Source organism: Legionella sp. (genome assembly GCF_047605385.1).
GTDB lineage: Bacteria > Pseudomonadota > Gammaproteobacteria > Legionellales > Legionellaceae > Legionella.
The window spans coordinates 17,204-28,868 of the sequence record NZ_JASGFU010000034.1 but is presented as its reverse complement, the minus strand read 5'-3'; the positions used below and the strand labels follow the sequence as shown (position 1 = coordinate 28,868).

The window sequence follows — 11,665 nt, the reverse complement described above, 5'->3', positions numbered from 1 at the left end:
TGTGTCGTTTGCTCTTTCGATGGCTGGCTGGCTGGCTGGCTGGCTGGCTGGCTGGCTGGCTGGGAGATTATAGAACATTTAAATAAAAGCAAGCTACTTAGCATAACATCCTTATAATTATTATTTTTCCTAAAATTTAAGCTACAACAAAAGCCTGTGCTGTGCAATTATACACAATATGGGATTAATTTTCAATATATTTTTTAATTTTTTCTCTGTACATGACAAAAAAACCTGTCATGCCCGCGCAGGCGGGCAACCATTTCTAGTTTGGCACTGAAGTAAATTAAGATAACTCGCATCATATAATCTCGATCGCCCAAAGGAGGTTATATGGAGTGTATCAGCGAGTTGAAGGATAGTTTAAACGTGTATTTTGGCTGGAACAAGGCGAGAATGACATGTTTTGTAAATATTTTGCTTGCATTGCTTGCTACGCGCGCAGTTAATTTAAACAAATTGGCTTGTGTTGTATTTGGTGATGCGCTTCAGTCTTCAAGGTACCGTAGAATTCAACGATTTTTTTCCAAATTTCCTCTGGATTACCAACAAATAGCCGGATTTATTTTTAAATTGTTTTTTGTGAGTGGTGGGCAATGGTATTTAAGTATGGATCGAACCAATTGGCGTTGGGGGAAATCAGACATCAATATTTTAATGCTCGGCATTGTTTTCAAAGGAACGGCCATTTCAATTTACTGGATGTTGCTGGATAAGCGAGGTAACTCCGATACTAAGGAAAGAATGGCGTTGATCCAGATGTTCATTGACCATTTTGGAAAAAGTTGTATTAAAGGGATATTGGCTGATCGAGAATTTGTCGGAAAAGACTGGTTTGGATGGCTATTGAAGGAAAACATTCCATTTCATATTCGAATTAAAAATAACACAATGACTTCCAATGCCAAGGGACTCAAGGTTGATATTGATGCACTATTTTATGAGTTAAAACCGAATGAACGACGCTGTCTGAAAGGCAGAAGGTTTGTGTGGGAACATCTTGTTTAGCTGGCTGGTTTAAGATTGGTTGATGGTGAACTGCTGATTGTTGCAACAACTGAATTACCTGAAACAGCTATTGCAACATACGGGCTTCGCTGGGAAATTGAATGCCTGTTCGGCTGTTTTAAGGGGCGTGGATTTAACTTTGAGGACACGCATATCACAGATAAAACTCGAATAAAAAAAATGATTGCACTGTTGGCCATCGCATTTACATGGGCTCATCGTACTGGCGAATGGCAGAATGAGCAAAAGCCAATAAAAATCAAAAAACATGGCAGGCCTACCGTTAGTCTGTTTCGTTATGGCCTGGATTTTTTGTGCGATTCTATTGTTCGGTTGGCATACAAAACCAATCACTTTCAACACGCTTTGAAAATTCTGAACGCCATGCCCTCGCCCGCTTATTCCTGATCGTTTATAATATTTTTGCTGATAGCAGCGGAGCATCTTATGGAAAAATAACAGTGACCCGGCAGGAAGTAGGTTTTTAGCAACCAACTTGGATGAAAAATGGAAGAAAAGCAATATTATGTTTACATATTAGCCAATAAAAAATATGGAACCCTATATACCGGTATAACAAGTAACCTTGTCCAACGAATTTGGCAACACAAGGAAGGCTTGGCTGAGGGATTCACCAAAAAATACAATGTTCATCACTTGGTTTATTATGAAATTCATTCTGATGTCTACGAAGCAATAACCAGAGAAAAACGCATCAAAAAATGGAACCGACAATGGAAAATAAATCTTATCGAGCAAAACAATCCCCAGTGGCTTGATTTGGGTATCGGGTTATTTTGATGGATGGTTGCCCGCCTGCGCGGGCATGACAGGTTTTTTTGTCATGTACAGAGTAATTTTTTATAGAAATTCATTATCAGAAAATCAGACACAATGCTCGCCCCTCTTGTGAAGATCAAAGAACACACTCATAGTAAGATACAGGGGTTTTAAATTAAATTTATTGCCTATAATGCCTAATCTCTACAACAACTCCAATGATTTGAGCCTCATCACAATTCTTGATACTTATCGTAGCCCATAACTCACCATTCGGGAACAACTGAAATAAACAGCCATCTGCTTCACCATATCGACGCAGTACAGTTTGTTTTTTTTCTGTAAGATGAACCAAGACATATTGACTCGGATTAGGTTGTAATTGACCATCAATAATCACTATATCACTAGGGTTAAGTTCAGGTTGCATGCTGGTATCTTCAACAACAACTGCAAATAGCGAAGCGCTTTTGATGGATAAATTAAAACTATCAATGACAATTGTTTTTTCAAAAATAAAAGGTTCTTGCTGCCCTAAAATTTCTCTAGCATGCGGTGCTTCTTTCATACTCAATATAGGGATATGTCTAAACTTATTTTCAGGATTCTGAATCAAATCTCCTTGCGGATTATCCGTTAAGCATAACAAGTAAGAAGCAGACACATTTAACTGATCAGCAAGCAATTTAGCCTCCAATGGCCCAGGGCTTCGTGTTCCTTGCTCCCAATTACTAATTCTTGCAGGAGAAAGTTCCACCGTTCTTGCTGCTAACTCTTTAATCGTAATACCCAGTTCTTTACGGGCTTTGGTAATACGATTACCTATTTGTTCTCTAATATCCATTGTGATCCTTCAAAAAAATGAGACATACCCATTGACAAAAACACATTTCGTTTTGTATTATAAATCAATTAAAACGTTTTGTGTTTTATAGATTAGTGATACTTATCATATTTAATCATAAATTTATTTAAAAATCACATCCTGTTTTATTTTTTCTTTTTTATTCATTGATAATAGGTCATGCTATGGAATTTTTTATTATCACCCATCAGGAGCGTTCTGCACTCAGTGGTTTACCTTATCTACAACAATTAACTTATCTTCAAGGCATTAAACCCTACGTTGATTACAAAACAGGGTTAGTCGGTATTCGTCGTGGTATTAGTTATCAGTCATTGAGTGAAGCGCTTTACGTAGAACCTCATTCTGGTATTAAAAGTGGTAGTCCAAGTAAAGATCAATTACGCCGTGCTTTAAAAGGGCTTGAAAAAGCCGGATTAATTACAATCCAGTCATGGGAAAGAAAACTTGTTTTGCGTTGTTTATTACTGGATAGGCATGAATCGGTTCAAAACAAACCCACCATAAAAACGCTTGAGCATCGCGCGAGTCAAACACCAGAAAAAAATCTAGTGGATTCAACAGAGTCTAATACAAATACGCTAGAAGCAGACACAGCTCAAAAGCATGATCCCGCCACTCCTCAAGATAGTAATAATTATTATTTTATTTCTTTATCTCAAGCCTTTGAAGAATTCTGGGATCTGTACCCACTGAAAAAAGAAAAAGAAAACGCTTTTGAGGTGTTTAAAAAGCTAAACCCTTCTCAAACCTTGATGCAGGGAATCATAGCTCGCCTGACAGAACACATCCAACTTGACCAACAAAAGCGTTCCGAGGGTGTTTGGATGCCTGCTTGGAAATATCCAGCGAACTGGTTAGCACAACGATGCTGGGAAACAACACCAACGATTATTGAAGCAAAGGAGTATGAATATGCAATCCATGAAACAAATCGTCCACACCAATCATCTACACACAGCATCGGGGCTACACAATCAGGCGAAAGCATCAGTGACACCGAGTTCCAAAAGCTCTGGAAAATGCACTGAGCAAGTTAACAAACTGTTTCTAAAATTTTCAACCTTTTATGGGTACATATGGCGTAGCCAATTCAAAAATGAATATTACTCAGAGTTTGCGCGTAGAGAGTGGTCGAAAGCTCTGGAAGGGTTTGATGAAAAACTGATTGATCAAGCCATTGACGAGTGCCTAAGAAATCGTGAAATGCCACCCGCATTGGCGCAATTTATTGAGTGTTGCAAGCAACTATCAGCCAGAAAAAAAGAGTGTTTTCACAGAGAACCTTATAAACCTTGTGACCCTGTTGTTGCCAACAGACACCTGAAAAAAATAAAAGCAATCTTAAACATGAAATAACCGGAGAAAAATAATGTTGGTACTGACAAGAAAAAAAGGTGAGCAAATATTAATTGATAAAGGGCTGATCGAAATTCACGTCATTTATCAACGAAGAGGGGTGGTTGCTTTAGGTATTAAAGCACCACCTCATATTGATGTAGATAGAAAAGAAATTTTCTTAAGAAAACAAGCCAATCCTGAGCAAGTCGATGGCAAGGAGCAACAATGAGATCAACGATTCGCTTGTCTATGATTAGTGTACTTAGCGTGGTTGCTTGCTCCTCTATTGCTGCAAATGTGACACAAATCAATCGATACGCCACTGTTGCCAATAAACCATTGGCAGCACAAATAAATCCTTTATTGGCGGTTCAACAAGTCCATTTCCCTCAAGAAGTGAAAACAATAGGTCAAGCGATTGAATGGTGGTTGAAATTTTCGGGTTTTTCTTTGGCATCCAAAGAAAAACAACCTGAAAGCCTGCAAGCAATCATGTGCCAAGCCTTACCCCAAATTGACAGAACGCTTGGGCCTCTCACTGTTAAAGACGGACTCGAAGTACTTGTTGGTCAACAATCCTTCGCCCTGATTGAAGATCCTCTATTACGGCAAGTGAACTTCAAATTAAAACATGGCATAAAAACAGGGAGTAAATCATGATTCATCATAAATACCTATTAGCTGCTGGTTTAGGGTTGGTTGTAACGTGCGGCATTGTTTGTATTAAATATCATTCACCGCTTAAAACTCAAAACTCGGAAGCCATTACCAACCGTCTTGATACGATTCAGGCACAGCTCGGAATAGTACATCAGGAAGTAAAAAAACCACCTGAGATAGTAGATTTAACCGTTATTAATCAGGATTTCAATAAACTGGCCTCCTTGATTGAACAACTCAAAAGTAATGACGAAACTACCCTCAATCGCTTGATTAACGAACATCGTACCGAGTTAGCGCAAAAGCTGGATTCGTTGCATGACATGGTTACGACTTTGGATAAAAAGCAGCATCCCATCAAATACCTACCTGCGGCTTCCTTGCCGTTTAAGGTCATCAGTATCGATAGCATCCAACAAGTAAGTGTGGCCACCGTAGCCTACAACTTTAAAACCACTCCTTTAGAAAAAAGCGACAACCTGGCTGACTGGACAGTAATAAACATTGATTTTGGTTTGCAACGCATGGAATTGGAAAACAGCAATAAAGAACATGTTGTTGTGACACTGGATGTAATGCAGGGGGAATCTAATGCTTAAATATTCTGTCTTGCTGCTTCCCTTATTAGCCCATGCTGAACTAAACATTCCTGGACTAAACCAACAGCCTCTGAATAATCTTGCCATTCAAGATCAAACGCTTGCAAAAACAGGGTTAACGGTTAATGAAGACGAGCTGACTTCGGAACAAGACATTAATAAAGTCACGCTAACCGAAGCGCAACGCCATGAGGCAAAAGTCTGGGAGTTAACGCCGGAAGAAGAAAAGCGCTATGTCTTGCTCATGCAAAACAAAAGTAAATTCTATTATGAGGGGTTAAGGCAAACGCCAGTTGATATTCTAGGTCTTAATGCCCGTAATGAAATAGAACGTAGTCACTATGCAGAACTGGCTGCAAAGCAAGAAGCACAAAAAGTATCGAAAAATATTGCCTGGAATAATGCTTTTTATAAAGCCTACAACTCATTATTTGCCAATATACCCGTGGTCGGTGAGTTTGATCCTTCACCCTATTCACCCTATGCCCATAAACCAGTGCCGTTAAGCCATGGCGATACATTGTACTTTTTCATCAACGAAAAAGATGAAGTAAAAACCATTTTGATGATGCTCTTTGAAGCCATAGAACAGACACCAAACACTCGATTGCATTTGATGTTATTGGGTATGGACGATGCAACAATCCAAATATGGGCTAATCAACATCAAATTCCACAACATCTTGTAAATAACAGCCGTATTAGCATCAATCACGGCGATCTAAGTTACCAGTCACTTAAGGGAAATAAAAAATCGCTGCCCCTGTTGCTGCTATCCAAAAATGGTCATTCCAGCATCGTTGATTTAGGAAGATTTTAATATGCGCAAAATTGCACTATTTCTGGGACTGTTAATGATTACCTCTTGTTATGCTTGGCAAGTTATTAATACGGAACAATACATCAAAGAGGCACAAGCCCAATTAACTGAAGAATCATTAAAACTGCAAGAAAAACTGGATGCAAGACTCCCTGTATCAAGCTTTGCTACTGCCGGAAAAGTTGAGAAACGAAAAATAACTCTGATCAACTTCTCATACCCTGTATTTATTATTGGAGATGATGCTACCTCACGCCAATGGTTACAAAAATATGCAAAAAAATTGGAGGAAGCTCAAGCCTTAGGTTTTGTTGCCAACATCAGCAACACCGAACAATTCCAATCACTGCAACAGCTTACCAAAGCACCTTTATTACCCGCCAATGTCGATGACTTGATGAGCCTTTTTCAAGAAAGCCATTACCCACTTGCTTTTTATGAAGGTGATTTATGGCAATAAAGACGCCAACGCTTAAACCATCAAAAAGAACAATCATGAGTCTCATGGTACTTGTCCTGCTCGCTTGGTTAATCCTTATGGGTTGGGTATCCAGTCTTTGGTGCTTCTCAGGATTTGATAAAGCATTACATGCCGTCATGACGCTATCACAAAAACAAACACAAGCCATTACAGGATTTAGTAGCATGAAAGTCGCCAACACAGTGAAATCGTGGTTTGGCAACATGTCCACACAAGAACTGACCGATAAAGTAGTTCAAACCAGCACAGTCATTAAAAGTCATCTGAATGAGGTGCTTCCTGATAGCATCAATGAATTAAATGATGTAGCGGAACATTCTATTTACATAGCGAAACGAGTCTGGTTACTGATGGAGTTAACAACTCAAGTGATGTTCATCAAACTCGTTATTCTTATCTCGGCCATCCCTTTATTTCTGCTAGCAACTACCGTAGGACTTGTTGATGGACTCAATCAACGCGCCATACGCACAGCATCCCTGGGACGCGAATCATCCTATGTATTCCATCAGCTCAATCGTTACTTCAAACGTGGTCTTTTACTGTTATTGAACTTATGGCTTGCCCTGCCGGTAAGCATAACCCCCGCTTTTGTTTTTGTGCCAGTGAGTTTGTTGTTAAGCATCATGGTGTCTGTCACCGCAAGCCGCTTTAAGAAATATTTGTAAGGAGAAAAAAATGAAACGATTGTTATTAGTACTGATCTTAATCCTGCCTTTAGCCAGCTATGCACAAGAAGATGCACTGAACCAAACCTTAGTCAGAGTGATTAATCAGATTAACGCCATTATGCCGTTGCTTGATGAAGCACAAACAGAAATCGAACCGAATACTCGTATTCAATTACATATTGAGAATTTTGAAAGCTCTGACGGTAAAACATATGCCGGACTTCGTACCGATCTGCTGACTATTCGCAATGCACTGATTGATTACATCAATAAACCAGCGATTGAGCCTAAAACCATTAAGCCTTTAGCGCTTGATTTTATCGGAAAGTAATCATGAGCAAAGTGGATATTGCCAAAACGTTTGCAGCAAGTTTCAAACAAGCAGCAGGCAACACTGCTGCAAGTGCTTATTCAGGATGCATCCGCTTTATCGCCATTATGTTGGTCATTATCGGGATTATCTGGTGCATCAATCAGTTCATGGGCAATACGGAGAAAGATCAGGAAGGATTTCTCATTCTGTTGGGATCACGCTTAATCCGTATCGTATTGGGGTTTTGTTTGTTCATTCTTATTTTAATCGTTAAGGGGAGTTAATTATGAAAAAGTCGATTGTAACTATCAAACAATGGGGACAACTAATAGGTTTAGGAGTCATGACTTTAAACTATGCGCCAGCGCTTTTTGCAGACAGCTGGTTTCCTAGAATCTTCAATGCGGATGACATTAGTGATGGCAGTAAAAGCATGATGAGTGTAACAGGTAATTACGTCAAACAAGGTTTAGGACTTCTTCTCTTTATTGCTGCTGTGATGAGTTTTATCAAATTCATTACCACCATCCAGCATGGGATCGAAGAATCCAAGAAGAATGATGGCTCAATGGTCGCGTTTGGTACTTTTGCCGTGATGGGAATTACCTATCTTGCCATCAGTATTGTAGCTGGCTATGTCGGTTACAGCATGATCACCAAATTCAAGATTTAGGAAGCGTTATGAACCCACCATCTTCACGCCATCTGTCTCATGATTATGAGGCTTATAAAGGGTTAAGCCTAAGAGAGCTATTCTGGATAGTACTGGTGACAACACCCGTTATTAGTATTTTGTTCTCTTTGGCTGGTCTTTTGATTGGCTATCCACTGGCCTGTGGCTGCGTTGGTTTCATCCTGGGTTTTATTGCATCCATTACCTTTTGTCCCAAACGTGCAGCCGCTATTAAAGCAGGAAAGCCTCATGGTTATTTGATGAAAAAGACCTTACTGCTGTTAGCACATTGGGGATTAAAAAGCTCGCCCTATCTTCATCATATTGGTGTCTGGCAAAAATCTAAACTTGTGAGGTAATCCATGTTTCATTATTGGAAAAAAGTAGACAGTTTAAATCATATCAATCGCTTGTTGCTTGCCTTTGTTGCAGTCCTCATTCTGATTGTGGCAGGACTGGTTACAACACTTACCAACATGCCAAAACGTTTTGAGTTTTGGTTAACTCCTACAATGAGTGTCAATGGCGGTTTAATCAAGGAAAACCAAATTTCCAAAGAGTACGTACAAGGTTTTGTTGCAACCCTTTTGCCTACTATAAACACCTGGTCAAACGGCGGGAAAACAGAGTTTGCCAATAATCTTTCAGGATTTCATTACTATTTCACACCACGTCATCAGGTATTAATGAATAAAACATTAAACACCTATAAAGATGCTCAGCTTTTTGATCGGATACAAGTAGCCAGTTTGTATCGCTTTATGGAAGACGATGATGTGAAGCATTTAGGTAATAACACATGGGAAGTTCATCTGGTTTTACGCATTACTCAAAGACTTAAAGACGATAGCCCAATGGTCATTGCTGACAAAGTGGTTGATTACCATGTACGTGTAGTCAAGGTCAGTCTGTCGCGTCTTCAAAACCCTTTTCAATTGGCTTTGGACGGTTATACCCAGCCAGAAGCTCTAGTTAAAGATTTACTAGCAACTGATTTAGGGGGTACACAACATGAAAACAGGTAAGTGGTTACTAGCCTTGCTTGCCTTGACAGCTAGTCAGCACGCATTGGCACTTAATGCAGAACACGTCTTGTGGGATAAAATACCTATTCCGCTTGAGCTGCCTTTAAACAAAGAACGGCTAGTACATTTTCCACAAGCGGTAAGCATTATAGATAATGAAGCTGCCGACAAAATTGCGGTTTTGAAAGTTCAAGATACTTTGTACTTGAAAGGCAAAGAGGTTTTTCAAAACAAACGGCTTTTGGTGCAATTAATGCCTCAAGGTGAGGTCATTATTTTAAACTTAAACGTTAATGATAAAGCACATGATGTTAAGCCAATCGATATTCTATTGGAATCTAAAGAAGACAGTACCAATGCCACGCAAGCATCAAATAACCCTCTGGATTTGAATGCTGTAACCCTTACTCGTTTTGCCATTCAATCATTATATGCGCCACTTAGATTGTTGGTTATCCCTGAGGGTGTAGGTCGTGTTCCCATGCAAACCAGAAAACAGATTGGCCTTTTTTATGGAGCAAGTATTGAAGCAAGGCCACTCATTTCATGGCATGGTGGCTCTTTTTATATCACCGCAGTGGAATTAAAAAATCTTCTTAACAAGGAGATTATTATTGACCCTCGTCAAATGTCGGGTAATTGGCAAACCGCAACCTTTTATCCCACCAACACGCTAGCACCTCGTGGGAAAGAAGATACCACCACCGTATTTCTGGTATCGGACAGACCCTTTAGCACGGCATTAGCCTCTGGTCGGGAGTATGTGCGATGAAAAAGAATATTGGGCTTAAAGTATTAACCGGCGCGGTGATTACTGTAGTAGCACTCGTAATGATGAACAGCAACCGTCATGAGAGGGCATCCTCAGAGCAACAACATAAAGATCCCAATAACCTAAATGAAGCCATTGCCAGTCAGTTTAATGACAACATTAGAGATGTCGCGGCAAGGCTACAAGAAACAGAAAAGAAGCTGGCAAATATTGAAGCATTCAAACATCAAAATGCTGATGTACCAGCGACTTATCCTTCTAAGGTCATCAAGGAAATTGAAGCATTGAAGGAAGAGCTGGCTCATTTCAAAAACAATCAAGAGAACCAGCAAGAACAGCCATCCTATACAGTTAATGGAGAAAACAACTCACCGAAGGAACAAGACGTTAAAGATATTGATCTACTGTTGATGAAACAGGAAAGCAATCCTAACGAACTGGCTTATTGGAAGCGCATTACGAAAAAACACCACGAACTCACTCAAAGCAACAAAACAATCAAAACCGATAACAATGATAAAAAAAATATTCCCTATTACACCATTCCAGCAGGATCTGATCTGGGGCGAACCACTCTGCTCTCTGCATTAATTGGCGAAGTACCTGTTGAGGGAAAGTTAATGCAACCTCTTTTTCCTTTTTCAGCCATCATTAACCGTGGCGATTTAATGGCAGCCAATGGTATTCCTTTGCCACCGAATATTGCAGGTATGAAAGTCAATGGTTATGCCATAGGTGTAGGTTCTTTTCTGGATAATATCAGTTGTGTCCGTGCCTATGTGACTTCTGCCTTGTTTGTATTTGATGACGGGCATTTTGTTACTGTGGGCAAAGAGCAAATGACTGGCACTACCGAGATGGTCAATAACGAAAGTTTGGGCTACCTCACCACCGCATTTGGCAATCCCTGCATCAAAGGCCAATATTTCACCAATGCCCCCAGGGTATTAGCCGCATTGATGGCCTCAGATGGTATTAAAGGTTTTGGCAATGCACTGTCTCAATGGCAAATGACTTATACCGCCAATGCCAATGGTGCGACCGGAATACCTACGGGTTCAATGGGTAACTATGCTTTAGGCGGGGCTTTGTCTCAGGGAACAGTTAAAGCGGGTGATTGGCTCGAAAAACACATTCAGGGCGGCTTTGATATGGTTTTTGTTCCGGCTTCCATCGGATACAGAGCGACCCAACTTTCACTTCACATTACACAAACCATCAACCTTAATAAAGAAACCAACGGGAGGGTATTGGATTATGGTCATTTACAACAAACTGCACACGATTTTAGCCTTAGGTAGTGCTTTGATATTAAGTTCTTGTGCATCAAACTCGATTAGCTCTACAACGATTCCCGAAAGTGGACTCACTGTAAGTCAGCTGTATCAGCAAAGCTTAGGTGATGCTATGCCTGGCTGGTCTATGCCTAAAAGACAGACCAAACCAGTAAATTATGCAGGTTATACAAGAGAAGCATCCAACGAAATTCAAAACTTTTTCAAGCCTTTGGATAACCCACAAATTCCGATTTACGTGTTTCCACATGTGGCACTGATTGGTGATGAGCAACTGTTAAAGCCAGGCTATACCACCGGATTTTTCCTTTACAAGCAAAACCAATTTGCGCTGGCTTCTGAACGTTATTAAGGGGAGCATT

17 protein-coding genes and 1 pseudogene are annotated in these 11,665 nt (G+C 40.0%); 17 read left to right on the top strand and 1 reads right to left on the bottom strand.

Annotated features, from left to right (window positions below; all coding sequences use genetic code 11):
• The first annotated feature begins 333 nt into the window (after positions 1–333).
• Both QM652_RS09125 and QM652_RS09120 read left to right on the top strand, forming a co-directional pair.
• Positions 334–1,416: pseudogene (locus QM652_RS09125) on the top strand (IS4 family transposase).
• A gap of 99 nt (positions 1,417–1,515) precedes the next feature.
• Positions 1,516–1,809, top strand: coding sequence for a GIY-YIG nuclease family protein (locus tag QM652_RS09120; protein WP_415075021.1), 294 nt, complete (start codon positions 1,516–1,518; stop codon positions 1,807–1,809).
• Between the two features lie 160 nt (positions 1,810–1,969).
• On the opposite strand, the gene QM652_RS09115 is transcribed toward QM652_RS09120, so the two are convergent.
• The gene (locus QM652_RS09115) at positions 1,970–2,632 is read right to left on the bottom strand and encodes a helix-turn-helix domain-containing protein (protein ID WP_415075019.1); all 663 of its coding nucleotides are present in this window, start codon (positions 2,630–2,632) and stop codon (positions 1,970–1,972) included.
• Between the two features lie 185 nt (positions 2,633–2,817).
• Here QM652_RS09115 and QM652_RS09110 point away from each other — a divergent pair, with 185 nt between their 5' ends.
• From QM652_RS09110 to QM652_RS09040, 15 genes are all read left to right on the top strand, one after another.
• Positions 2,818–3,684, top strand: a complete 867-nt coding sequence (locus tag QM652_RS09110; protein WP_415075017.1) for a Vir protein — start codon at positions 2,818–2,820, stop codon at positions 3,682–3,684.
• Positions 3,685–4,025: 341 nt separating this feature from the next.
• Entirely contained in the window at positions 4,026–4,223 is a 198-nt protein-coding gene (locus tag QM652_RS09105; protein WP_415075015.1) for a carbon storage regulator, read from the top strand.
• Positions 4,220–4,654, top strand: a complete 435-nt coding sequence (locus QM652_RS09100; protein WP_415075013.1) for a hypothetical protein — start codon at positions 4,220–4,222, stop codon at positions 4,652–4,654. Before QM652_RS09105 ends, QM652_RS09100 begins: the two co-directional genes overlap by 4 nt.
• Entirely contained in the window at positions 4,651–5,253 is a 603-nt protein-coding gene (locus tag QM652_RS09095; RefSeq protein ID WP_415075011.1) for a hypothetical protein, read from the top strand. Before QM652_RS09100 ends, QM652_RS09095 begins: the two co-directional genes overlap by 4 nt.
• Positions 5,246–6,073: a TIGR03759 family integrating conjugative element protein gene (locus QM652_RS09090; RefSeq protein ID WP_415075009.1), complete on the top strand. Its 828-nt coding sequence runs from the start codon at positions 5,246–5,248 to the stop codon at positions 6,071–6,073. The genes QM652_RS09095 and QM652_RS09090 overlap by 8 nt, the downstream gene beginning before the upstream one ends.
• 1 nt (position 6,074) lies before the next feature.
• On the top strand, positions 6,075–6,533 hold the full coding sequence (locus QM652_RS09085) for an integrating conjugative element protein (protein WP_415075007.1): 459 nt from the start codon (positions 6,075–6,077) through the stop codon (positions 6,531–6,533).
• Positions 6,524–7,222 (top strand): TIGR03747 family integrating conjugative element membrane protein, encoded by a 699-nt coding sequence (locus QM652_RS09080; protein ID WP_415075005.1) that lies wholly within the window; start codon positions 6,524–6,526, stop codon positions 7,220–7,222. The genes QM652_RS09085 and QM652_RS09080 overlap by 10 nt, the downstream gene beginning before the upstream one ends.
• Before the next feature lie 10 nt (positions 7,223–7,232).
• Positions 7,233–7,556 carry an RAQPRD family integrative conjugative element protein gene (locus QM652_RS09075; RefSeq protein ID WP_415075003.1) on the top strand — a complete coding sequence of 108 codons (324 nt, stop codon included), beginning with the start codon at positions 7,233–7,235 and terminating at the stop codon, positions 7,554–7,556.
• Between the two features lie 2 nt (positions 7,557–7,558).
• Positions 7,559–7,822, top strand: a complete 264-nt coding sequence (locus QM652_RS09070; protein WP_061819578.1) for a hypothetical protein — start codon at positions 7,559–7,561, stop codon at positions 7,820–7,822.
• Between the two features lie 2 nt (positions 7,823–7,824).
• Positions 7,825–8,211: a hypothetical protein gene (locus tag QM652_RS09065; protein ID WP_415075001.1), complete on the top strand. Its 387-nt coding sequence runs from the start codon at positions 7,825–7,827 to the stop codon at positions 8,209–8,211.
• Between the two features lie 8 nt (positions 8,212–8,219).
• Positions 8,220–8,570, top strand: coding sequence for a TIGR03750 family conjugal transfer protein (locus QM652_RS09060; protein WP_415074999.1), 351 nt, complete (start codon positions 8,220–8,222; stop codon positions 8,568–8,570).
• A 3-nt stretch (positions 8,571–8,573) separates the two neighbouring features.
• Positions 8,574–9,236 (top strand): DUF2895 family protein, encoded by a 663-nt coding sequence (locus QM652_RS09055; protein WP_415074997.1) that lies wholly within the window; start codon positions 8,574–8,576, stop codon positions 9,234–9,236.
• Positions 9,223–10,008, top strand: a complete 786-nt coding sequence (locus QM652_RS09050) for a TIGR03749 family integrating conjugative element protein (RefSeq protein WP_415074995.1) — start codon at positions 9,223–9,225, stop codon at positions 10,006–10,008. Before QM652_RS09055 ends, QM652_RS09050 begins: the two co-directional genes overlap by 14 nt.
• On the top strand, positions 10,005–11,309 hold the full coding sequence (locus QM652_RS09045) for a TIGR03752 family integrating conjugative element protein (protein ID WP_415074993.1): 1,305 nt from the start codon (positions 10,005–10,007) through the stop codon (positions 11,307–11,309). The genes QM652_RS09050 and QM652_RS09045 overlap by 4 nt, the downstream gene beginning before the upstream one ends.
• Positions 11,266–11,655 (top strand): TIGR03751 family conjugal transfer lipoprotein, encoded by a 390-nt coding sequence (locus tag QM652_RS09040; RefSeq protein WP_415074991.1) that lies wholly within the window; start codon positions 11,266–11,268, stop codon positions 11,653–11,655. The genes QM652_RS09045 and QM652_RS09040 overlap by 44 nt, the downstream gene beginning before the upstream one ends.
• Positions 11,656–11,665: the final 10 nt, after the last annotated feature.